17 protein-coding genes are annotated in these 24,058 nt (G+C 67.5%); 10 read left to right on the top strand and 7 right to left on the bottom strand.

Going from position 1 to position 24,058, the window contains the following annotated elements:
- The first annotated feature begins 10 nt into the window (after positions 1-10).
- The 4 genes from AC3WOB_RS11485 (at position 11) to AC3WOB_RS11470 (ending at position 4,693) form a co-directional block, all read left to right on the top strand.
- Positions 11-1,261 (top strand): Zn-dependent hydrolase, encoded by a 1,251-nt coding sequence (locus AC3WOB_RS11485; RefSeq protein WP_332015355.1) that lies wholly within the window; start codon positions 11-13, stop codon positions 1,259-1,261.
- Positions 1,258-2,754, top strand: coding sequence for an aldehyde dehydrogenase (locus AC3WOB_RS11480; RefSeq protein WP_492275071.1), 1,497 nt, complete (start codon positions 1,258-1,260; stop codon positions 2,752-2,754). The genes AC3WOB_RS11485 and AC3WOB_RS11480 overlap by 4 nt, the downstream gene beginning before the upstream one ends.
- A 186-nt stretch (positions 2,755-2,940) precedes the next feature.
- Entirely contained in the window at positions 2,941-3,933 is a 993-nt protein-coding gene (locus AC3WOB_RS11475) for a Bug family tripartite tricarboxylate transporter substrate binding protein (RefSeq protein WP_492275070.1), read from the top strand.
- 16 nt (positions 3,934-3,949) lie between these two features.
- Positions 3,950-4,693, top strand: a complete 744-nt coding sequence (locus AC3WOB_RS11470; RefSeq protein WP_492275069.1) for a class II aldolase/adducin family protein — start codon at positions 3,950-3,952, stop codon at positions 4,691-4,693.
- On the opposite strand, the gene AC3WOB_RS11465 is transcribed toward AC3WOB_RS11470, so the two are convergent.
- Complete coding sequence (locus AC3WOB_RS11465) at positions 4,681-6,387, bottom strand: thiamine pyrophosphate-binding protein (RefSeq protein WP_492275068.1); 1,707 nt, start codon at positions 6,385-6,387, stop codon at positions 4,681-4,683. The genes AC3WOB_RS11470 and AC3WOB_RS11465 overlap by 13 nt on opposite strands.
- 159 nt (positions 6,388-6,546) lie before the next feature.
- Here AC3WOB_RS11465 and AC3WOB_RS11460 point away from each other — a divergent pair, with 159 nt between their 5' ends.
- Complete coding sequence (locus AC3WOB_RS11460) at positions 6,547-7,506, top strand: LysR family transcriptional regulator (RefSeq protein ID WP_492275067.1); 960 nt, start codon at positions 6,547-6,549, stop codon at positions 7,504-7,506.
- A gap of 645 nt (positions 7,507-8,151) precedes the next feature.
- Here the strand turns inward: AC3WOB_RS11460 and AC3WOB_RS11455 are convergent.
- Entirely contained in the window at positions 8,152-9,129 is a 978-nt protein-coding gene (locus AC3WOB_RS11455; RefSeq protein WP_492275066.1) for a Bug family tripartite tricarboxylate transporter substrate binding protein, read from the bottom strand.
- A 301-nt stretch (positions 9,130-9,430) separates the two neighbouring features.
- Between AC3WOB_RS11455 and kdgD the strand changes: the two genes are divergently transcribed.
- Both kdgD and AC3WOB_RS11445 read left to right on the top strand, forming a co-directional pair.
- Positions 9,431-10,345, top strand: a complete 915-nt coding sequence (gene kdgD, locus AC3WOB_RS11450) for a 5-dehydro-4-deoxyglucarate dehydratase (RefSeq protein ID WP_492275065.1) — start codon at positions 9,431-9,433, stop codon at positions 10,343-10,345.
- Between the two features lie 59 nt (positions 10,346-10,404).
- On the top strand, positions 10,405-11,340 hold the full coding sequence (locus AC3WOB_RS11445; protein WP_492275064.1) for a hypothetical protein: 936 nt from the start codon (positions 10,405-10,407) through the stop codon (positions 11,338-11,340).
- A 12-nt stretch (positions 11,341-11,352) separates the two neighbouring features.
- Here the strand turns inward: AC3WOB_RS11445 and ilvA are convergent, their stop codons facing one another.
- Positions 11,353-12,939: a threonine ammonia-lyase, biosynthetic gene (gene ilvA / locus AC3WOB_RS11440; RefSeq protein ID WP_492275063.1), complete on the bottom strand. Its 1,587-nt coding sequence runs from the start codon at positions 12,937-12,939 to the stop codon at positions 11,353-11,355.
- Between the two features lie 473 nt (positions 12,940-13,412).
- Between ilvA and AC3WOB_RS11435 the strand changes: the two genes are divergently transcribed.
- Entirely contained in the window at positions 13,413-15,641 is a 2,229-nt protein-coding gene (locus AC3WOB_RS11435; RefSeq protein WP_492275062.1) for an NADP-dependent isocitrate dehydrogenase, read from the top strand.
- A 79-nt stretch (positions 15,642-15,720) separates the two neighbouring features.
- On the opposite strand, the gene AC3WOB_RS11430 is transcribed toward AC3WOB_RS11435, so the two are convergent.
- The 4 genes from AC3WOB_RS11430 to AC3WOB_RS11415 form a co-directional block, all read right to left on the bottom strand.
- Positions 15,721-16,365 carry a VTT domain-containing protein gene (locus tag AC3WOB_RS11430; RefSeq protein WP_492275061.1) on the bottom strand — a complete coding sequence of 215 codons (645 nt, stop codon included), beginning with the start codon at positions 16,363-16,365 and terminating at the stop codon, positions 15,721-15,723.
- 72 nt (positions 16,366-16,437) lie between these two features.
- Positions 16,438-18,036, bottom strand: a complete 1,599-nt coding sequence (locus AC3WOB_RS11425) for an ArnT family glycosyltransferase (RefSeq protein ID WP_492275060.1) — start codon at positions 18,034-18,036, stop codon at positions 16,438-16,440.
- 205 nt (positions 18,037-18,241) lie between these two features.
- Entirely contained in the window at positions 18,242-19,039 is a 798-nt protein-coding gene (locus AC3WOB_RS11420; protein WP_013393711.1) for an ABC transporter permease, read from the bottom strand.
- A complete protein-coding gene (locus tag AC3WOB_RS11415; RefSeq protein WP_492275059.1) occupies positions 19,030-19,656 on the bottom strand; it encodes an ABC transporter ATP-binding protein in 627 nt (208 codons plus the stop codon). Before AC3WOB_RS11415 ends, AC3WOB_RS11420 begins: the two co-directional genes overlap by 10 nt.
- A gap of 192 nt (positions 19,657-19,848) precedes the next feature.
- Between AC3WOB_RS11415 and AC3WOB_RS11410 the strand changes: the two genes are divergently transcribed.
- Positions 19,849-20,964: an efflux RND transporter periplasmic adaptor subunit gene (locus tag AC3WOB_RS11410; RefSeq protein WP_492275058.1), complete on the top strand. Its 1,116-nt coding sequence runs from the start codon at positions 19,849-19,851 to the stop codon at positions 20,962-20,964.
- A gap of 6 nt (positions 20,965-20,970) precedes the next feature.
- Positions 20,971-24,057 carry an efflux RND transporter permease subunit gene (locus AC3WOB_RS11405; RefSeq protein WP_492275057.1) on the top strand — a complete coding sequence of 1,029 codons (3,087 nt, stop codon included), beginning with the start codon at positions 20,971-20,973 and terminating at the stop codon, positions 24,055-24,057.
- Position 24,058: the final 1 nt, after the last annotated feature.

Genomic DNA, 24,058 nt, shown 5'->3' with positions numbered 1-24,058 from the left:
GGACTCCAACATGACGACGACTATCTCGATCAACGGACAGCGGCTGTGGCAGTCGCTGATGGACCTGGCCCGGATCGGCGCCACCCCCAAGGGCGGCAACTGCCGCCTGGCCCTGACCGCGCTGGACGGCCAGGGCCGCGACCTGGTCACCGGCTGGATGCGCGATGCCGGCCTGACGCTGCGCGTGGACCAGGTGGGCAACATCTTCGCCCGCCGCGCCGGTCGCAACAATGAGCTGCCGCCGGTCATGACCGGCAGCCATATCGACACCCAGCCCACCGGCGGCAAGTTCGACGGCTGCTACGGCGTGCTGGCGGGCCTGGAAGTCATGCGCAGCCTGAATGATCATGGCGTGGTCACGGAGGCGCCGCTGGAAGTGGCCATCTGGACCAACGAGGAAGGCTCGCGCTTCGTGCCCGTGATGATGGGTTCCGGCGTGTTCGCCGGTAAATTCCCGCTGGAAGTGGCGCTGTCCGCCACCGACCGCGACGGCAAGTCGGTGGCCGACGAGCTGGCCGCCATCGGCTACGCCGGCGCGGATCCCGTGGGCGGCCGCCCGGTAGGCGCCTACTTCGAGGCCCACATCGAACAGGGCCCGATCCTGGAGCACGAAGAAAAAATGGTCGGCGTGGTGACCGGATCGCTCGGCCTGCGCTGGTATGACGTGACCGTGACCGGCATGGAAATGCATGCCGGCCCCACCCCGATGCCGATCCGGCGCGACGCGCTCTACGCCGCCAGCTACCTGCTGCAGGCGGTCGTCGAGATCGCCAACGACAACCAGCCGCACGGCCGCGGCACCGTCGGCGAGATCCACGCGCATCCCGGCTCGCGCAACGTCATCCCGGGCCAGGTGCGCTTCACGGTGGACCTGCGTCACGAAGACGAAGCCACGCTTACCCGCATGGACCAGCGCTGGCATGAAATCTGCGCGGAAATCGCGCAACGCCACAACGTGGACGTGGACGTGAAGCACGTGCAGTACTTCCCGCCCACGCCGTTCGACCTGGACCTCGTGGGCAAGGTTCGCGACGGCGCCGCCCGCCGCGGGCTGGCCGCCATGGACATCGTCACCGGCGCCGGCCACGACGCGGTCTACATGGCTGCCGTCACGCCCACCGCCATGATCTTCGTACCCTGCAAGGACGGCGTCAGCCATAACGAAATCGAGGACGCCAAGCCCGCCGACCTGGAAGCTGGCTGCAACGTGCTGCTCGACGCCATGGTGGCGCGCGCCAACGCCCAGGGGGTCCGCTCATGAACCAGGATGCCGCTTACTGGCGCGCCCGCGCCGCCGCGCTTGCCTTCAACGGCCAGGCCTATATCGACGGCGCCTACTGCGGCGCGGCCGATGGCGCCACCTTCCCCGCCACCAGCCCGATAGACGGGCGCAAGCTGGCCGACGTGGCCGCCTGCGGCGCGGCCGACGTGGACCGCGCCGTGCAGGCCGCCCGCCGCGCCTTCGAGGCCGGCGTCTGGAGCGGCCTGGCGCCGCGCCAGCGCAAGCAGCATCTGCTGCGCCTGGCCGCCCTGATCGACACGCACCGCGAGGAACTGGCGCTGCTGGAAACCCTGGACATGGGCAAGCCGATCCGGGATGCGCTGGCCTTCGACGTGCCGGAGACCGCGCGCTGCTACGCCTGGTACGCCGAAGCCATCGACAAGATCTACGACGAGATCGCCCCCACCGGCCCGGACGCGCTGGCGACCATCACGCGCGAAGCCCTGGGCGTGGTGGCAGCGGTGGTGCCTTGGAACTACCCCTTGATGATGGCCGCCTGGAAGGTCGCGCCGGCGCTGGCCGCGGGCAACAGCGTCATCCTCAAGCCGGCCGAACAGGCCTCGCTGTCGGCCATCCGGCTGGCGGCGCTGGCCGAAGAAGCCGGCATCCCCGCCGGGGTCTTCAGCGTGGTGCCCGGCCTGGGCGCGCAGGCCGGCCAGGCGCTGGGCCTGCATCCCGACGTGGACTGCATCGCCTTCACCGGCTCCACCGCCACCGGCAAGCGCTTCATGGAGTATTCGGGCCAATCGAACCTGAAGCGCGTCTGGCTGGAATGCGGCGGCAAGTCGCCGCACATCGTGTTCGAGGACTGCCCCGACCTGGACCGCGCCGCGCAGGCCGCGGCGCTGGCCATCTTCTCCAACCAGGGCGAAGTCTGCATCGCCGGTTCCCGCCTGTACGTGCAGGACGGCATCTACGACGCCTTCATGGCCAAAGTTGCGGACTACGCTGCCACGCTGCAGCCGGGCGATCCGCTGGACCCCGCCACCGCCATGGGCGCCATGGTCGACGAGCGCCAGATGCGCGGCGTGCTGGCCCGCATCGAAGCGGGCTCCGCCGAAGGCGCGCAACTGCGCATGGGCGGCCGCCAGGCCCTTGGCGCCACTGGCGGCTACTACATCGAACCGACGATTTTCGATTGCCCCAGCCAGGACAGCAGCCTGGTCCGCGAGGAGATCTTCGGCCCGGTGCTGGCCGCGCAGCGCTTCGCCACCGAGGACGACGCGCTGCGGCTGGCCAACGACTCGATCTACGGCCTGGGCGCAGGCCTTTGGACCGCCAACCTGTCGCGCGCCCACCGCCTCTCGCGCCGCCTGCGCGCGGGCCTGGTGTGGGTCAACTGCTACGCCGACGGCGACATTACCGTGCCGTTCGGCGGCGTCAAGCAGTCCGGCTTCGGCCGCGACAAGTCGCTGCATGCGCTGGACAAGTACAGCGACCTGAAGACGACCTGGATCAGCCTGACGGCTTGATCCCCCGGCGGACGCCTACGCGGCGTCCGCCATCCATGCCATTTCGCGTTATCTGCTTGGCCGCTGGAGTCATTGAAGGCGGTGGGTCCTTGTGCGACCTTGAACGGCGACGGGCTGCCCACCGCGGTTCCGTTGCGGGCAGGCGCAGGCGCTCTCCCGCCATCAGAACAATGACTGGAGACGACGATGCGCAATGCGACAAGGCGAGCCGCGCTGGCCGCCATGCTGGCCGCCACGGCCTGGGCTGCGGCCGGGCCGGCCTGGGCGCAAGCCCCCTATCCCTCCAAACCCGTCACCATCCTGGTCGGATTCCCGCCCGGCACGGCCACCGACACCGTCGCCCGCATGGTCGGCGACCGCCTGGCCCAGCGCCTGGGCCAGCAGTTCATCGTCGAGAACAAACCCGGCGCGGGCGGCTCCATCGCCGCCGGCCTGGGCGCGCGCGCCAAGCCCGACGGCTATACCTTGATGATAGGCGCGTCCGCGCCGCAGGCCATCAACCCGCACGTCTATCCCAACCTGAACTACGACGCGCGCAAGGACTTCGCGCCGATCGGCCTGCTGACCTGGTTGCCCTACCTTTTTGTGGTCAGCCCGGACAACCCGGCCAACAATCTGAAGGACTTCCTCGCCGCCGTGAAGGCCAAGCCGAACCAGTACACCTACGCCACCACCGGCGTGGGCACCACCAGCCATCTGGTGACCTCGGTGCTGCTGGCCAAGGCTGGCGCCAGCATGATCCACGTTCCTTACAAGGGCAGCAGCCAGGCGCAGACGGACATCGTCGGCGGACGGACCTATGCCACCTTCGACACCATGGTGTCCTCGCTGGCCCTGGTGAAGGCCGGCCGCCTGAAAGCGATCGCCGTCAGCACGCCGCAGCGGGTCGCCAGCCTGCCCGACGTGCCTACCGTCGCCGAACAGGGCTACCCCGGCTTCGACATGGGCGCCTGGCTGGGCCTGATCGCGCCCGCCGGCATCCCCCCCCAGATCCAGCAAAAGCTGGCCGCCGAGGTCAATACCGTGCTGGCGGACCCCGCCGTGCGCGACAAGCTGGCGGACCTGGGCGCCCAGGTCCGCACCACCGCCACGCCGGCGGAATTCGGCGCACTGATGAAGTCCGAGTACGAGTCGTGGGGCAAGGTGGTGCGCGATTTCAACGTCAAAGCCAGCGACTGAACCGGAGACCCGAACCATGCATAGCGCCATGAGCCCCGCCGAACGCGACACCCGCATCCAACTGGCCGCCTGCTACCGGCTGGTGTCCCACTTTGGCATGAGCGATCTCATCTACAACCACATCACCGCGCGCATACCCGGACCCGAGGGCCATCTGCTGATCAACCCCTACGGCATGATGTATGACGAAATCACCGCATCCAGCCTGGTCAAGATCGACCTGGACGGGAACGTGCTGGACAATCCGGGCGAGTACGGCATCAACGCCGCCGGCTACGTCATCCACAGCGCGGTGCACGGCGCCCGCCACGATGTGCACTGCGTCATCCATACGCACACACGGGCCGGCATGGCGGTATCGGCGCTGCAATGCGGCTTGCTGCCGCTGACCCAGACCGCCATGCGCTTCGCCAAGATCCCGTACCACGACTACGAAAGCGTGGCCATCGACCTGGACGAGCGCGCGCGGCTGGTGGCGGACCTGGGCCAGAGCGAGGCGATGATCCTGCGCAACCACGGCCTGCTGGCGGCAGGCCCCAGCATCGCGCAAGCGTTCAACACGCTGTACTGGCTGGAGATGGCGTGCAAGGCGCAGGTCGACGCGCTGGCCGCCAACCGCGAACTTTGCCTGCCGCCTCCGGAAGTGATCGAGAAAACCTGGCACCTGTACCAGCCGACCACCCGCCGGCCCTTCGGCGAACTGGAATGGCCGGCCATGCTGCGCCTGATGGACAGGAAGGATCCCGGCTACCGCGAATGAGCCGCCGGCTGGCCGCGCCCCAGCAGGTCGATGCCTGCGCCGCTGTCCGCGCCGTCGGGCAGGATCGCGGCGAGGCTGGTCTTGACCTCCAGGAAGTACGGGACGGGCGAGGCCAGCCCGCGGGCGATGGCGCCGGCCACCTGGTCCGCGCGGGTGACGTGCTCTGTCTGTATGCCGAAGGCGCGCGCCATCATCGTGAAATCGGGGCTGGCCAGATTGGTGCCTGCGTAGCGCCCGGGATAGGTGCGCGCCTGATGCAGGCGGATGGAGCCATAGCAATTGTTGTTGGAGACGATGAAGAACACCGGCAGTCCGCGCTCGGCCGCGGCCATCATCTCGTTGCCCGTCATCATGAAGCCGCCGTCGCCGACCAGGCATACCACCTTGCTTTGCGGGTTGCGCAGCTGCGAGGCAATGGCGGCCGGCGTGCCATAGCCCATGGCGCCGGACTGCGAGGCCATCAGCCTCTGCGGGTAGGCAAAGGGGAAATGGCGGTACACCGGCGCGGCGAAGGTGCCCGCGTCCAGGCAGACCATCAGGTCGCGCGGCGCCTGCTCGGCCAGGGCGCGGACCACGGACACGAACGGCACGCCGTCGTCCGCCTTGGGATCGGGCCAGGCGGATACGCGCTCCCGGATGGCCCGCAAGGAAGCCGCCCAATTGCCGCGCGCCGCGCAGCCCGTCGCGGGCAAGGCCGCCAAGGCCTGCGCGGTGGCCACCGGATCGGCAACGATGCCGACGTCGGCCGCGAAATGCTGGTTTACGAAATGCGCGTCGGCATGGCAGTGCACCAGCGTCTGCGAGGGTTTGGGATAACCGGGGAATGCATAGCCCTGCGTGGTGATATCGCCCAGGCGCGTGCCCAGCGCCAGGATCAGGTCGCTGGCGTCAAACGCCGCGACCTGGGCCGCCTGCGTCGCCAGGTCCAGGTCGCCCGCGTACAGCGGGTGCGTGTTCGGAAACAGGTCGTGCTGGCGGAACGATACCGCCACCGGGATGCCGTGCCGTTCCGCCAGCCCCAACAGCGCCTCGCGGCCGCCTGGCGCGTTGAAGGCGCCGCCGGCGATGATCAGCGGCTTGCTTGCGGCATCCAGCAAGGCCTGCAGCCGCGCCAGTGTGGCGGGCGCCGGCTGCACCGGGCTGACAGGCTCGGCCACCCAATCCGGTTGCGGCACCAGCGCCTGTTGCACGTCTTCCGGCACCACCAGCACCACCGGCCCGGGCGTGCCGGCAGTCGCCACCCGCAGCGCCTTGAAGGCGGCCCAGGCCAGGTCTTCCGGCGCCGCCACCTCATGCACCCACTTGGCGATGGAACCGAACATCTGCTGATAGTCGATCTCCTGGAACGCCTCCTTGCGCAGGTCCTTGCGCGGCACCTGTCCGATCAGCAGGATCATGGGCACGCCATCCTGCTGCGCGGCATGCACGCCGATGGCCGCGTTCGCCGCGCCTGGCCCCCGAGACACCATGACCACGCCCGGCCGGCCCGTCAACCGGCCGTCGGCGCAGGCCATGAAGCTCGCGCCGCCTTCATGCCGGCAGGTCACCACGTCGATGCCCGGGAAATCATGCAAGGCGTCGAGCACCCCCAGATAGCTTTCCCCGGGCACGAGGAAAACGCGGTCGATGCCGTTGCGGGCGAAGATGTCGAGCAAGGCGTGGGAAGACGTGTTCAGTTCGGAAACAGGTGTCATGGATGGCCGGAAACCAAGGGCAAGCGCTCAGGCGCGGGGCGGATACGCAGGAATTCTAGGATGGCTGGCGGGATGCCATGTAGGCATACTGTGCCTATCAGATATACAAGAAACGCACACAAGGAGCGCCTGCCCGCAAGCAGGCGGCGAGACATTGCGATGGACTTACGCAAGATCGAGAACCTGATCCACGTGGCCGACTCGGGCAGCTTCTCCAAGGCCGCGTCGGTGCTCGGCATCGCGCAATCGGCGCTGGGCCGGCAGGTCAGGAAGCTGGAAGACGAATGCGGCTGCGCCCTGCTCTACCGCAACGGCCGCGGCGTGTCCCTGACGCCCGAGGGCGAGAAGCTGCTGGATAGCTTGCGCCCCTTGCTGGCGCAAATGGCGCGGGTCGTGACCGAATTCCACGACGAGCAGAAATCGCCCTCCGGCCAGGTCACGCTGGGACTGACGCCCACCTTGTCGCACATGGTCGGCATGCCGCTGGTGGCGGAAGTATGGAAACGCCATCCGCGCATCCAGCTCAACGTCATCACGGGCTATAGCGGCTATGTGCACGAATGGCTGGCCAACGCCCGCGTCGACATCGCCGTGCTGCACGACGCGCGGCGCTCGCAGCACGTGGTGGTCGATCCCCTGGCCGAACTGGACCTGGCGCTGGTATCTCCCGCGCAGAACCTGTCGCCCGCCGCGCGGGCCTTGTCCTCCATCGACTTCTCGCAGCTGGCTGATCTGCCGCTGGCGCTGCCCACGCGCAGCCACGGCCTGCGCCGCACGCTCGAACAGGCGGCAGCGCAGGCGGACGCGCCCTTGAACGTCGTGTTCGAAATGGACGCGCTGGAACTGATGAAGGAAATCGTGCTGAACGGACTGGCCCACACGGTCCTGGCCCTGCCCGCGGTGGTGGGCGAGTTGCACAGCGGCCAGCTGGTCGCCCGCAGGATCGTCAATCCCGCCTTGTCCACGCGCCTGATGCTGGCCACCGCATCCAACCGGCCGCTGACGCAGGCGGTGAAGATCGTGCAGGACGTCCTGCGGGAGTTGCTGGAGGGGATGGTTCAGGCGGAGCCTTATCGGTCGTATATGCGGATGGCGGGGGGGCGTTCGGGACTACCATGAGCTTGCTGATCGGGAGCCTGCCTGCCGGTTGTCTTTCGGACTCTCGACTCGACCTACGTTGTTGATATCAAAAAAATAAATCCACCATCTGGGTGGATTTATCTGCTTAATTTTTCCGGTTTTTTTCCGGTCTTTTCGCCGTCTCCTATCCAATACCCACTTACCTAGGCACCGGCAGCGGCGGCGCCGGTGTCAGCGGCCCGGCCGGCACGCCGCGCTGCGCCGGCATTGGCGGTAAACGGGACGGCGTCGGACTCATCCAGCCCGGCTGGCGGCTGGGTCCGCTGGAAGGCGGCGCGGGCGGGCCGGGCGGCCGGCCGGCGGTGGCGCAGCCAGTGCCCAGGCAGGGTTCCTGACTGGCGCCCGGATTGACGAGCCGGGGGCATGATGTACCGACGCAGGCATCAGGGATGACGCGGGCCGAAGGCGGGGGCTGGGGAACGGAGGGGCCGCCGCCTTGCGCGGCGGCGGATCCCCAGAAGGCTGCCAGCAGCGCGGCTGCCCAAAGGATTTTCATGGCTGCATGCCCTGCCCCTGAGCCGCGACCGCACGCGGCCTGGCCCCGCGTCGCACCGGGGCCTGAGCGGGCGCGGGACGGTTCCAGTGTGCTCCCGCGCCTTGCAAGCTGTCCAGGCGGCCCCGACCTCAATCCAGCCGGATGTCCGCGCTTTTCACCACCGAGGCCCAACGCGCGCGTTCGCTGTTGAAGAACTGCGCCAGTTCGGCGGGATTGCGGGTGACGATTTCCGCGCCCTGTTCGTTCAGTTGCGCCTTCACGTCCGGTTGGTTGACGATCTGCGCCATCAGTTCCGACAAGCGGATGGCAACAGGATCGGTCGTTGTCACGGGCGCCATCACCCCTTGCCAAGTGCCGGACTCGAAGCCGACCACGCCCTGTTCGGAGATAGTCGGAATGTCCGGCACCAGCTGCATGCGTTCGCGCTTGGAGATCGCGATCGGCCGCAGCTTGCCGGCCTTGATGTGGGGCAGCGTGGCCAGCAGGCCGTTCATGATGACCTGGGTCTGCCCGCCTATCGTGTCCGTCACCGCCTGCGAGCCGCCCTTGTACGGCACGTATTCCCATTTCGCACCCGTAGCCTGCTGCACGGCCACGGCGGCCAGGTGCGGCGCGCTGCCGATGGCGGTCACGGCGAAGTTCAGGCGCTGCTGCTTCGACAAGGCCACCAGCTCCTGTACCGTCTTTGCGGGCACGTCAGGATGCACGGCCAGCACATGGGGCGAATAGGCCAGCATGCCGACCGCGCGCAGGTCCTTGGACGGGTCGAAGGACAACTTGGTGTACACGGACGGGCTGATCGCCAGCGCCCCCACGTCGCACAACAGCACCGTATGGCCTTCCTGCGCCGCCTGCACCACCAGGCCGGCGCCCAGATTGCCATTGGCTCCAGGCTTGTTCTCGACCACCACGGTCTGCTTCAGGGCGTCGGCCAGGCGCGGCGCCAGGATGCGGGCAATGATGTCGGATGAGCCGCCAGGCGGGTAAGGCACGATGATGCGCACCGCGCGCGTCGGCCAGTCGCCGGACTGGGCCCAGGCCGGGAGCCACGGCGACAGGCAAAGCGCCGCGGCGCCGCCCAGGAACTGTCTCTTGCTCGGGTTCATGGAGTCTCCTCTGGATGGTCTGGTGGACGGCCGCGAGCGCCGGCGTCCGCGCCAATTCTTCGAACTGACCCGACACGCCCCCTTCGAACTGCGTCCAACTCTGCGCTAGTCATCGTACAACTAAGAAAATATTTTTGAAAAGCGGAATCTCTTTCCATCGGGTATGCACCTATAAAGCACCGATTCCATAGAAAATTCCACTTTGAATCGACATATTTGATGTTGTACGATGACTTACCTCTTTCACCAGGCAGCCGGCCGACTCCTACCCTCGATGGCGCCCCACACGGATCAACGCGACATGACCACCCCGCAGGAACTCAAGCAGATCGTTTCGGAAGGCTTGCTGTCTTTCCCCGTCACCGACTTCGACCAGAACGGCGACTTCAACGCCAAGTCCTACGCACAACGCCTGGAATGGCTGGCGCCCTACGGCGCAACCGCGTTGTTCGCCGCTGGCGGTACGGGAGAGTTCTTCTCGCTGGCGGCTGAAGAGTACGCCGACGTCATCCGCACCGCGGTGCAGACCTGCGCGGGCAAGGTCCCCATCCTGGCCGGAGCCGGCGGCCCGACCCGCACGGCCATCGCCTATGCGCAGGAGGCCGAACGCCTGGGCGCCAAGGGCATATTGCTGCTGCCCCATTACCTGACCGAGGCCTCGCAGCAAGGCATTGCCGCGCACGTCGAACAGGTCTGCAAGTCCGTCAAGATCGGCGTCATCGTCTACAACCGCGCGCAATCGCGCCTGTCGGCCGACAGCCTGGCGCAATTGGCCGAACGCTGCCCCAACCTGGTGGGCTTCAAGGACGGCGTGGGTGACATCGAAGCCATGGTGCGCATCCGCCGCAAGCTGGGCGACCGCTTTTCCTACCTGGGCGGCCTGCCCACGGCCGAGGTCTATGCCGCCGCCTACCGCGCGCTGGGCGTGCCGGTCTATTCGTCGGCGGTGTTCAACTTCGTGCCCAGGACGGCCATGGCGTTCTACCGCGCCATCGCCGCCGGCGACGACGACACCACCAACCGCCTGCTGGACGATTTCTTCCTGCCTTACCTCGACATCCGCAACCGCGTACCCGGCTATGCGGTCAGCATCGTCAAGGCCGGCGCCAAATTGGTCGGCCACGACGCCGGCCCGGTGCGCGCGCCGCTGACGGACCTGCGGCCCGATGAACTGGACATGCTGGACGCCCTGATCCGCAAGCTCGGCCCGCAGTAAGGGCCGCACCCTGGCGGTGGTATATATAGACCCCTCCAGCCACCCCAGGGAGCCCGCCGATGGCGCGTCGACGCAGTCTCGCGTTTCTGCTCAGCATGCTTGCCGCGCCCGCGGGCGCGGCCGTGGTCTACGACAACCATGGCCTGGTAGTCGAAGCCGCCACGGGCAGCCGCAGCGACTGGAACACCGGCCAGCGGCAGACCACCCGCGCCACCACCATCACTTATCAGGGCAAGCCGCTGTGCGGCAAGGACGTCGGCGCCCTGCTCTATCCCGATGGCCAGAGCATCGAGGCCCGCGCCTTCTTCTGCGCATCCACCGCCAAGGCACTGGAAACGGACGCCGTGCTGGCCTACTTCACCAGCTCCAGCGCCAATACCGTGCTGGCTCAACTGCGCGTGGTCAACAACGCGCTGCGGGTCCAGCGCCTGGTCTTGTCGACCAAGCCGGACCGCGACCGCATCTCCACCACCCGCTTCGAGGACGCCCGCCTGCCGGGCTGGACGCGCGTCCAGACGTCCTGGAACGAAACCGTGATGATCCGCCACGCACCGCTTGGCGCCTTGAACCTGGGCCCGGGCAAGCTGCTGGACGTGGCCGATGGCGTGGCCTATCTGGCCCTGCCTCCGGGCAGGGACGCGGTAGAGATCGAGCCTACCAAACGGGTCAAGGACGCCGACGGCTACTTGCAGATCGTCCCCGCCATCACCAAGTTCGTGGACACGCCGATGGCATTCCGCGCGGTGCGCATGAGCGACGGCCGCGAACTTGCGCGGCTGGATTTCAAGGACGTCTGCCTGCGCCTGCCGGCCATCCAGTTCGACCGGCCGGACGCGCAGTCCAAGTCTTCGGCTGCGCCCGACGTGGCCTTCGACGACGTGCCGGCCTGGCGTGCCAGCACCTTGCAGCTGACGCAGCCGGCGCAAGGACACGCCACCTTGCGCCTGCAATCAGGCGTGGCCTTGCCGCGCAAACCCGGCTGCGCACCGGGCTGAATCCAGGCGCGCTCAGATCAGGAACTGGCGGTAGGCCTCGTTGCCGGTTTCCTCGGTATGGGCGTAGCCCAGTTGCCGCAGGAACGCGTCCAGCGCCGCGCTGTCCGCCAGCGGCGCCTGGATGCCGACCAGCGCCGAGCTGAACTCCGTGCCCTGATTGCGGTAGTGGAACAGGCTGATGTTCCAGTTGGGCGCCATCTCGGACAGGAACTTCATCAGCGCGCCGGGACGCTCCGGAAACTCGAAGCGGAACAGGCGCTCGCCGGCCGCCAGCGGCGAGCGTCCGCCCACCATGTAGCGGATGTGCTGCTTGGACACCTCGTTGTTGCTCAGATCACCGACGGAGAAACCCTGCTGCTGCAACGCCGCCATGATGTCCGCCGCGTCGCCGCGCCGGGAAATCTGCATGCTGACAAAGATGTGGGCAGTGTGCGCATCAGCGATGCGGTAGTTGAATTCCGTCACGCTGCGCTGGCCGATCACGCTGCAGAAGCGGCGGAAGCTGCCGCGCTCCTCGGGCACCGTCACGGCGAAGACCGCCTCGCGTGCCTCGCCCACTTCGGCACGGTCCGCGACGAAGCGCAGGCGGTCGAAGTTCATATTGGCGCCCGAGGTCACTGCCACCATGGGCTGGCCTTGCACGCCTTCGCGTTCCACGTACTTCTTCAACCCCGCCACCGCCAGCGCGCCCGCCGGTTCCAACACGCTGCGAGTGTCCAGGAATACGTCCTTGATCGCCGCGCAGACCGCGTCCGTGTCCACCAGGATGATCTCGTCCAGGTACTCCCGGCACAGGCGGAAGGTTTCCTCGCCCACCAGCTTGACCGCCGTGCCGTCCGAAAACAGGCCCACCTCGGGCAGGTTGACCCGCTCCCCCACCTGCATGGACAGGGACATGGCGCAGGAATCCTCGGTCTGCACGCCGATGACCTTGACGCCCGGATCGACCGCCTTGATGTAGGTCGCCACCCCCGCCGCCAGCCCGCCGCCGCCGATCGGCACGAAGACGGCGTGCAAGGGGCCGGCATGCTGGCGCAGGATCTCCATGCCCACCGTGCCCTGGCCGGCGATCACATAGGGATCGTCGAATGCCGGGATGAAGGTCAGGTCCTGTGCGCTGGCCAGTTTCTGGGCATGGCCAAAGGCGTCGCTATAGGAATCGCCCGCCTGTACCACCGTCACCGTGGGACCGCCGTGCGCCTTCACCGCATCCACCTTCACCTGCGGGGTCGTCTGCGGCACCACGATGATGGCGCGCACGCCCATCTTGGCGGCCGAGATTGCGACGCCTTGCGCATGGTTGCCGGCGGACGCCGTGATCACGCCCCGCTCCAGCGCCGCCTGCGGCGTGTTGCGCATCTTGTTGTAGGCGCCGCGCACCTTGAAGGAAAAGACCGGCTGGTTGTCTTCGCGCTTGAAGTAGACCGGGTTGCCCAGCCGCGCCGACAGGCCGCGGGCGCGATCCAGCTCGGTCTCGCGGGCAATGTCATAGATCCGCGCGGTCAGGATCTGCCTCAGGTATTCCATCGGCGAGGCACGGCCGTCCTGGAATGCGGTCGGCGTGACGGTTTGCTGGCTGGCTTGCGGGGCGTGGTGCATCTGGCTCTCTGCTTCGGTGTGCTTGCCCGGCAGAGGCGGCCACAAAAAACCCGCCTCTTGGGGCGGGTGGCTGTGACTGTTGCGGTCGCGCGCTAACCCACCATTCCAGGAATGATGGTAATAATCAGCGAAATGCGAACGGCGCGGAAATTCATGGGGACGTAGCTTCCTCCTTGTGCGGCGCTTTGTCAAACGAGGCGCGTCCGATTTTATGTGTCCCCATTTAATTTGGCGCCATTATGGCCATATCCCGATCGAATCCGCGGGATTTTGCTGCGCAGCAGGCGTAGCGCGGTATTACAATGGAAGGTTAGTGGCGATCGCACTTCCCCAGATCAAAAAAGGGGCAGGCGTCAGCCATGTTGGGCATACGCGTGCCCAAACGAACCCACTCTCCGACAACATCTACCGGCTTCCGGCCGCATAGCATGTTCGGGTTTGCGCCTAGCGCCTGCCGAACAGATTCAAGGATCATGTCTCTTACTCCGAAGATTATCTATACCCTCACCGATGAAGCTCCGGCGCTTGCAACCCGTTCGCTGCTGCCCATCGTCCAGGCTTTCGCCAAGCCCGCAGGCATCACGGTCGAGACCCGCGACATCTCGCTGGCCGGCCGCATCATCTCGGTCTTCCCCGACTACCTCGAAGACAGCCAGAAGCTGGGCGATGCCCTGTCGGAACTCGGCGCGCTGGCCGTCCAGCCCGAAGCCAACATCATCAAGCTGCCCAACATCAGCGCCTCGATGCCGCAGCTGAAGGCCGCCATCAAGGAACTCCAGGACCAGGGCTACAAGCTGCCCGACTACCCGGACGCCCCCGCCAACGACACCGAACGCGACGTCAAGGCGCGCTACGACAAGGTCAAGGGCAGCGCCGTGAATCCGGTCCTGCGCGAAGGCAACTCCGACCGCCGCGCCCCCCTGTCGGTCAAGAACTACGCCCGCAAGCACCCGCACAAGATGGGCGCCTGGTCGGCTGACTCCAAGTCGCACGTGGCCCACATGAGCGAAGGCGACTTCTACGGCACCGAAAAGTCGGCCCTGATCGCCGAGGCCGGCGACGTCAAGATCGAGCTGACCGCCGCCGACGGCGCCAAGACCGTCCTGAAGGAAAAGACCCCGGTCAAGGCCGGCGAGATCATCGACGCCGCCGTGCTGTCGACCGCCAAGCTCAAGTCCTTCCTGCAGGCGCAGATCGACGATGCCCGTGCCAACGGCGTGCTGTTCTCGGTGCACCTGAAGGCCACGATGATGAAGGTCTCCGACCCGGTCATCTTCGGCCACGTCGTGTCCGTGTTCTACAAGGACGTGCTGGCCAAGCACGCCGACGCGCTCGCGCAAGCCGGCTTCGATCCCAACAACGGCATCGGCGACCTGTACGCCAAGATCCAATCCCTGCCCGCCGACAAGCAGGCCGAGATCAGCGCCGACATCGACGCCGCCTACAAGGTCCTGCCGCAGCTGGCCATGGTCAATTCCGACCGCGGCATCACCAACCTGCACGTGCCCAGCGACGTCATCGTCGACGCCTCCATGCCCGCCATGATCCGCGACTCGGGCAAGATGTGGAATGCCGAAGGCAATCTGCAAGACACCAAGGCCGTGATCCCCGACCGCAGCTACGCCGGCGTCTACCAGGCCGTGATCGAAGACTGCAAGCGCCACGGCGCCTTCAACCCGGTCACGATGGGCAGCGTGCCCAACGTCGGCCTGATGGCTCAGGCCGCCGAGGAATACGGCTCGCACAACAAGACCTTCGTCATTCCCGCCGCCGGCACCGTGCGCGTCACCGACGCCTCGGGCAAGGTGCTGCTGGAGCAGGCCGTCGAAGCCGGCGACCTCTGGCGCATGTGCCAGACCAAGGACGCCGCGGTGCAGGACTGGGTCAAGCTGGCCGTGGCCCGCGCCCGCGCCACCAAGACGCCCGCCGTGTTCTGGCTGGACGAGAACCGCGCCCATGACGCGCAGATCATCGCCAAGGTCAAGCACTACCTGAAGGACCACGACACCAGCGGCCTGGATCTGCGCATCCTGAGCCCGGTCGAGGCCACCAAGTTCTCGCTCAAGCGCATCCGCGAAGGCCTGGACACCATCTCGGTGACCGGCAACGTGCTGCGCGACTACCTGACCGACCTGTTCCCCATCATGGAACTGGGCACCAGCGCCAAGATGCTGTCGATCGTGCCGCTGGTGGCCGGCGGCGGCCTGTTTGAAACCGGCGCCGGCGGCTCCGCGCCCAAGCACGTGCAGCAGTTCGTGGAAGAAGGCTTCCTGCGCTGGGACTCGCTGGGCGAGTTCATGGCCCTGGCCGCGTCGCTGGAACACCTGGGCCGCAGCTACGACAATGCCCGCGCCCAAGTGCTGGCCAAGACCCTGGACCTGGCCACCGCCAAGTTCCTGGACGAGAACAAGTCGCCCGAACGCAAGGTCGGCGGCCTGGACAACCGCGGCAGCCACTACTACCTGGCCCTGTACTGGGCCCAGGCCGTGGCCGCGCAGACCGACGACCGCGCACTGGCCACCCTGTTCGCGGCCCCGGCCCGCGCGCTGGCCGACGGCGAGGACAAGATCCTGGCCGAACTGAAGGCTGCCCAGGGCAAGCCCGTCGACATCGGCGGCTACTACCAGCCCAACGAAGCCCTGGCCAGCCAGGCCATGCGCCCCAGCGCCACGCTGAACCAGGCCCTGGCCTCGATCGGCTAAACGCCTGCCGCGCAACACGGCGGCAACGAAAAGGCCGGCAACCCCAAGGGGCTGCCGGCCTTTTTCATTGGGCGGGCTCTTACTGCTGCGATTCCCCATGGCGCAGTTGACGCACCTGCAGGAACTGCAGAGCGACCGGAATCAGCGACAGGCCGATGATGATGAGCGACACCCAGTGCAGATTCGACCGCACCCAGGAGATCGAGCCCAGCCAATAGCCGGCCAGCAGCATCGACGAGCACCACAGGACGCCGCCGATGAGGTTGTAGGCATAGAACGTGCGGCGCGGCATCTGCGACAGGCCGGCGACAAAAGGCGCCAGGGTACGCACGATGGGCACGAAGCGCGCCACGGTGATCGTCATGGCGCCGTAGCGGACGAAGTACGCCCGGGCGCGCGCCATATGTTCAGGCTTGACCCAGCGGCTGCGGGCAAGCCGCTGCCCCCACGAAGACGACCCTATCGTGTAGTTCAGCGCATCGCCGGCAATGGCCGCGGCAGTGATCGCCGCCAGCGATATGGCGGGATCGATGCTAGCCAGCCCGAGGAACGCCCCCGCGGCGAACAGCAGCGAGTCGCCCGGCAGGAACGGCATCACCACCAAGCCCGTCTCCACGAAGATGACGGCAGCGATGATTGCGGTGCCCAGGACCCAGTTCTGCGCCAGCAAGGCCATCAGCCCATGCTCGCTGGTCAGCCAGGAAAATAGTTCGAGAATGCTCATGATCGGATCCACGATGCTTGATGGTTTGCAGCCATTCGGAGGTGGGGCGGCACGTCGCGGCCCCGCGCTTGGTCAGGGTTTGGGCGCCAGCGGAGCGGCCTGGCCCGCGGCCGGCAGGCCGCCGCACATGCGCTGGCGGAACGCCGCGTCGATATCGATGCGCCATATCGTCCGCCTATCGCTGGAAAGCCGTGGCGTCACGCCATTGAGCACGGGGTATCTGGCGGCATCGTCGTCCCGGCCCCAGATCCAGAAGCGCGCCCCGTCCGCCGCAGCGCACATGCGCACAGGCATGTCGTCGGCGCCGATCAGCACGCGCTTGCCCATGACGGGATCGAACTTCGCCGCGTCGTACAACTCCTTGCGCCAGTTGTCCCGCGTGGGAATCTCGGGATTGTTCCAGTCGTCGACCATCCAGGCGGGCTCCCGGGCCTGGGTATAGAAACCCAGGTCGAAGGGCAAGGTATGCAGCGCCATGTGGATGTCCTGCGGCTGCATTTCCTTACGCAGATCCGCCGCCAGCGGCCCCGCGCTGCCGCGCGGATTCGACGCGGCGACGATGATCGCGGCCAGGCAGATGACGACAGCCGCCCCGGCGGCGATCCAGGCGCCACGCCGCTTGCCGGCTACCCATGCGGGCGCCAGCCGTTCGCTGATCAAAAAAGCCAACGGCGGGAACACTGGCAACACATAGCCGATGAGCTTGGAATGCGGAATCGAAAAGAACACGATCACGACCGCGATCCAGATCGCCGCCAGGCGCCGCAGGCCTTGCGGGTCGGACTCGCGCCAGTACGCCGGCTTGAAGACCGATACCGCCCAGATCGACCACGGCAGCGCCAGCCCCGCCACGATAGGCAGGTAGAACCAGACCGGCTGCGCGTTGTTGAAGCCGCCCTGCGAAAAGCGTTCGAACTGCTGGTAGACGAAGAAGTACTGATAGAAGCCCGGATAGCGCAGTTCCATCAGCCAGAACCACGGCACCGCAACCGCCGCGAAGGCCAGCAAGGCCGGCGCCCACAGCAAGGCGCGCACGCCCGGCCAATCGCGGCGCAACAGCAGCCACGCCAGCACGATGGCGCCCGGCAAGGCCAGCCCGATCAGCCCCTTGGCCAGCACCGCCAGCGCCGCCAGCACGCCCGTGGCCACCGACATGGCGCGGAACGGCCGTCCGGCGGCACGCCGCAAGGCGGTATCGGCCGCGGCCAGCACGCACAGCGTGATCATGCTGGCCACCAGCATATCCATGTTGGCGAACTGGGCCGCGCCGAAGAACAACGGCATCAAGCCCAGGATAACTACCGCCCAGCGCGCCTGCGCGGCATTGCGGTAGCGCGACACGAAGGCATAAAGTCCCGCGCCCGCGCTCCAGGCGCCCAGCAGCGACGGCAGCCGCGCACTGAATTCATGCACACCGAACAGCACGTAGCTGATCTGGGCCAGCCAGTAGTACAGCGGCGGCTTGTGGAAGTACGGCATGCCGTCAAGCAGCGGCACCATGGGTGAGCCGCTGCGCAGCATTTCCCAGGCCACGCCCGCGTAGCGGCCCTCGTCCGGCAAGGTCAACCAGCGCGCCCAGGCCAGCGCGCCCAGCCACAAGGCCAGACACGCCAGCACCAGCCACCCAGGCCAGGCCGTGCGCCGCGCCGGCAGGCTCATGGAAGTTGCCATGGACGCGCTCATGCCCGGCGCTCCCGCATGGCAGGCGTCGGGAGGCGGCGCGGAAAGGAAGCAAGGCGCTGCGGGGGTACTGCGGCACTGGGCACAGGCGGCATGGAAGTCCGGAAAGAGTTCAGGAAAATGCAAGATTGCGCGCAGTATCGCCAAGCGCGCGTCAAGCTTTCATGAAATTTCCGGAAAAAAGCGCCTGGAATGGCTATCCCGGATGCAGCCGGTCCAGCCTGAGCCTCCCGCGCTCATCCGTCAGCCGGCGCATCGCGCCGTAAGCCGCCGCCATCGCCGCCATGGCGCTGGCGCCGCACAGCAGGAACATCAGCAGGATCTGGTACTTCGCGGCCTCTATCGGATCCATGCCGGCAATGATCTGGCCGGTCATGATGCCCGGCAGCGTGATGATGCCGGCCGCCGACATCTGGTTGATGCTGGGCACGATGCCGCGCCGCACGGACTCGCGCAGCAGGGACGAAAACGCCTCGTGCGCGGTCGCCCCCAGGGCCAGCCGCGCCTCGATCGCCAGCTTCTCCCGCCGTGCGCCCGACAACACGCCGTCCAACGCCAGGCTGGCGGCGTTGAGTACGCTGCCCAGCACGATGCCGATCAGGGCGATGGTGTAGCGCGGGTCGTACCAGGGCTCCGGGCGCAGCGCCGTATTCAGGATGAACAGCACCGTGATAACCGTGGTCCCCGCCACCGCCATCGCGCCCACCCAGCCGTTGCCGCGCTGCGTCAGCCGGGCCTTGGGTCGCGCAGCAACCTCCCTGGCCGCCAGCGCCATCATCACCGCCACCACCAGCGCTGTCAGCCAGGGCGCCGCGTGCGCGAACACGATGCGCAGGATATGGCCGACCAGCAGCAGCTGCACCACCGTGCGCAGCGCCGCCCACAGCACCTGGCGCTGCAGGTTCAAGCGCAAGGCGAAGGAAATACCAGCGCTCAGCAGCACCAGCAAGGAAGCGATGGCCAGATCCGTGGCCTGCAGCTTGATCACGTCCATAGCGGCTCCATCCTGCCTTGCTCCATGCGCCAGGAACGGCGCGCCATGCGCTCGGCCTGGGCCGGACTGTGGGTCACCATCAATACCGCGGCCCCACTGCCCAGGTAACGCCGCAATTCCTCTTCGACCCGGTCCGTAGCCGTCTGGTCCAACGCCGCCGTGGGCTCGTCCAGCAGCAGCACGCGCGGCTCCTGCGCCAAGGCGCGCACCAGGCCCAGGCGCTGGCGTTCGCCAGTGGACAGCTCGTGCACCAGCGCGTCCAGCTTGTCCGCCGGCAGTCCCAGGCGCTCCATGATGGCCAAGGCCCGCGCGCGGTCCGTGAAATGCGGCGCGACCCGGTCGTCCCACCAGCCTGCCTCGGCCTGGCAATAGATGACCTGGCGGCGCCATTCGTGGCCCCGCATGCCCGAGCGCGGCCTGCCGTCGAGCAAGGCTACGCCATGCCCGGGATCGAGATCGGCCACCTGGCGCAGCAGCAGGGATTTGCCCGAGCCCGAAGGGCCCATGATCGCCGCGCATTCGCCCGGGGCCAGATCCAGGCTTACGGGGGAAAGGCGTTCGCTATACAGGCCGCGCAGCGTGAGCAGCGGGCGCGGTTCGGAGTTGCGGATTGGCATGGGTACGGATCTTAGACCGCAACTGCTCAAACACCGGCATGCAGGTGCGCACGCAATTCCGCGAAGAGGTGAGAAAAACTAAATCCATAACGGAGAACTTATCGTTTCCCCAAGGGAGACAGCCTCCCTACCATTGCGAGTCTTGCCATCTGCGCATTTAGCGCAGCTACATTGACTCTACGTATGGGCCTCATGTCTCAGATCCCGAACCCAGCGCCGCCGCGCACTGCCCGCCGCAAACTGGCCCTGACCGCCACGCTCGTTCTTGCCGCCATTGGCGGCCTCTACCTCTACGACACGCAACGCAAGGCCGCAGCCGCCGCCCAAGCCGCGTCGGCAGATGACGCCGCACCCGTTCCTGTACTGGTGGCACCCGCCCGGGTCGGACCGCTGTCCGCCGCCTTGCAGGCGATCGGCACCGTCGTGGCGGACCAGCAAGTGCTGGTGGCGCCCGAGGTCGCGGGGCGCGTCACCGCCATCCATTTCGCCAGCGGCCAGCAGGTCGCGGCAGGATTGCCGCTGGTGCAGATCAACGATGGCCCGGTGCGCCGCGAGCTCGAGCGGCATCGCGCATCGGCCGCGCTGGCCCAGGCCAACCTGGACCGCGCCAAGCGCCTGCTCGGACAAACCCTGTCGCGCGCCGAGTACGAACAGCACGCGGCGCTGCACGCCGAAACCAGGGCCCAGGTCGCACAGGGAGAAGAAGACCTGGCCCAGCGCCTGGTGCGCGCGCCGTTCGCGGGCACGCTGGGGCTGCGGCTGATCAATCTGGGCCAGTACGTCGAGGCGGGCACGCCCATCGCCACCCTGACCGACACCCGCCTGCTGCATGTGGATTTCACCCTGCCGGACCGGCACGCCGCCGCATTGCGGCTGGGACTGGACGTGTCTGTCGCCAGCGACGGCGGCGGACAGGTTCCGCTGGCGGGCAAAGTCTCCGCGATCGATCCACAGATCGACGCCGGCAACCGCGCGCTGCGGGTCCGCGCCACGCTGGCGCCGGATGCGGCTGGCCGCCTATGGCCCGGCGCGTATGCCCGGGTCAGCGTATCGCTGCCCGCCGACACCGCCACCCTCACCGTGCCGGCCGAAGCCGTTCAAAGCACCCTGTCCGGCGAGACGGTCTACGCCGTGCGCAATGACGACCCCGCGCGCGTCCGGCTCGTGTCCGTGCAGACCGGCGCAACCCGGGACGGCCAGGTCGCGCTGTCGGATACGGATCTGCGCGACGGCGATCTGGTGGTCATCGCCGGCCAGATCAACCTGCACGACGGCGCCGCCGTCCGTCCGCGCCTGGCGGGAGAGTAAGACGCCATGTCATTCACCGACTTCTTCATCCGCCGCCCTGTCCTCACCACCGCGTTCGCCCTGCTGATCGCCCTGGTCGGCCTGCGCGCGCTGCTGGACCTGCCGCTGCGCCAGTATCCGCGCATCGAAAGCGCCGTGGTCACCGTCACCACCGAATATCCGGGCGCGTCCGCGGACCTGATGCAGGGCTTTGTCACCGCCACGCTGGCGCAGGCCGTCGCCACCACGCAAGGCGTGGAATACCTGACCTCCTCGTCCGAACAAGGGCGCAGCACCATCAACGCCTACCTGCGCCTGAACGCGAACTCCGACACCGCGCTGACCGAGGTCCTGACCAAGGTCAACGAAGTGCGCTATCTGCTGCCAGAGGGCGCCTACGACCCGGTGGTCGTGCGGCAGTCTCCCGGCGCCATCGGGGTGGTCTATGCCGGATTCACCGCGCCCGCCGGCCAGCCCCTGACGGGCATCACGGACTACCTGATGCGCGTGGCCAAGCCCATGCTGAGCACGGTCGACGGCGTGGCCGCCGTGAACGTGCTGGGCGGACAGGCGCTGTCGATGCGCATCTGGCTCGACCCGCTGCGCATGGGCGCCCACGGCATCACGGCCGCTGATGTCGAATCCGCGATCCGGGACAACAACTACCAGGCCGCGCCCGGCCAACTGCGCGACGCGCTCGTGGTGACGAACGTGCGCGCCGACACCAGCCTGGATAGCGTCCAGGGCTTTCGCGAACTGGTCGTCAAGCGCGGCCCCAGCCTGGTGCGGATGGAAGACATCGCCACCGTCGAGATCGGCGCGCAAAGCCGCAACCAGGTCGCGGGCATGAACGGCGAACCCGCCGCGTACCTGGAAGTGATGGCAACGCCCGGCGGCAATCCGCTAGATATTTCCCGCGAGGTCCGCCGGATTCTGGCCGGATTGGACCTGCCCGACGGCGCAAAAATGGCGATTCCGTATGACGTCACCGTCTTCATCGACGCCGCGATCGGCAATGTGCTGGGCAAGTTCGGCATTGCCAGCCTGGAAGTGGTGCTCGTGATCTTCATCTTCCTCGGCTCGCTGCGCGCGGTGGCCGTGCCGGTGCTGAGCATTCCGCTGTCGCTGCTGGGCGCGGCGGCGGCCATGCTGGCGCTCGGCTTCAGTCTGAACCTGCTGACCCTGCTGGCCATGGTCCTGGCCATCGGCCTGGTGGTGGACGACGCGATCGTCGTGGTGGAAAACGTCCATCGCCGCATGGAAGAAGGCGAATCGCCGCTGGATGCCGCACTGAACGGCGCGCGCGAAATCGTTGGGCCCGTGCTGACGATGGCCGCGGTGCTGGTTGCGGTCTACGCCCCGCTGGGCCTGATCGGCGGCCTGACGGGCGCGCTGTTCAGCGAATTCGCCTTCACGCTGGCCGCGGCTGTGATGGTGTCCGCCATGGTGGCGCTGACCGTGTCTCCCATGGTGGCCTCCAGGCTGATGCGCCAGCAGGCGCCCAGCCGCTACGCGCGGGCGGTGGAACATGCGACCGCCAAGCTGGTGGGCGCCTATGAGCGCGCGCTGGCGCGCATGCTGCGCGACACGCGGCCGGTGCTGCTGGCCGGCGCTGGCGTGCTGCTCAGCCTGCCCGTCCTGTTCAACGGCTTGCAGTCGGAACTCGCCCCCGCGGAAGACCAGGGGGAAATCATCGTCGACATGAAAGGCCCCCAAGCCAGCAGCCTGGAATTCCTGGAGGCCGAGGCCAAACGGGTCGAGGCCGCGCTGCTCGCCCTGCCGGAAGCCGCTACCGTCTATATGGTGTCCGGCGCGGGCGGCGCGCTCAACAAAGGCTGGGCTGGCGTCATGCTGAGCCCGTGGGAAACGCGGGACCGCAGCGCCGAAGCCATCATGGCTGATCTGCAGGCGGCCTTGCCGGGCATCGAAGGCATTGCGGGCTCCGCCTTCCTGCCGCCGCCCCTGCCCGGCTCCGTCGGCGGCTTTCCCGTGCAGTTCGTGCTGTCGTCCCCGGCCGGCCACCGGGCGGTCCACGACGCGATGGACAAGTTGAAAACCGCGGCGCGCGCCAGCGGCCAATTCGCCTTCGTGGATTCCGACCTGACCTTCAGCAACCCGACCACGCTGGTGCGGATCGACCGCGCCAAGGCGCACGACCTGGGCCTGAGCATGAAAGAGATCGGCGACACCCTGGCGCGTCTGGTCGGCGAGTCCTATGTCAATCGCTTCGGCGCCCAGGGCCGCTCCTACGACGTGATCCCCCAGGCGCCGCGCAACCTGCGCCTGAACGCCGAGTCCCTGGACCTGTTCCATGTCAGGACCGCCACCGGCGGACAGGTGCCGCTGTCCACCGTGGTCTCGCTGGAGAAAGGCGTCGAGGCCAATGCCCTCACGCAGTTCAATCAGTTGAACAGCGCCACACTGGTCGCGATCCCCGCGCCCGGTGTGCCACTGGGCCAGGCGGTCGCCTTCCTGCAGGCCGAAGCCGCCAGTCTGCCGGCGGGATTCCAGACCAGCTTCCTGGGCGAATCGCGGCAGTATCTGCAGGAACAAGGAGGCTTTGCCCTGACCTTCGCCTTTGCGCTGGCCTTCATTTTTCTGGTGCTGGCCGCCCAGTTCGAGAGCGCCCGCGATCCGCTGCTGATCCTCACCACGGTGCCGCTTGCCGCCTGCGGCGCGCTGGCCGCCATGTTTTTCGGCTACGCCACGCTCAACATCTACACCCAGATCGGGCTGGTGACGCTGATCGGCCTGATCACCAAGCACGGCATCCTGATCGTGGAGTTCGCCAATGTTGAGCAGCGGCTCAGGGGGCTGGACCGCGTACAGGCCGTGCGCGCGGCCGCCGCCACCCGCATCCGCCCCATCCTGATGACCACGGCCGCCATGGTCGGCGGCCTGATGCCGCTGCTGTTCGCCAGCGGCGCCGGCGCGGGCAGCCAGCGCGCGATCGCCACGGTGCTGGTGGCCGGCTTGCTGGTGGGCACGCTGTTCACGCTATTCGTGCTGCCTGCCGTCTACGCGCGCTTCGGACGCAATCTGGTCGCAGCCCGCGCGCCAGCCGGACCGGCCCGCGACGCGGTTCAAGCTTCCGCCTTGCAAGGAAACCCATAAC

The organism is Achromobacter sp. FW305-C-30-7, assembly GCF_058783105.1.
This window is presented reverse-complemented; position numbering and strand designations above follow the sequence as displayed.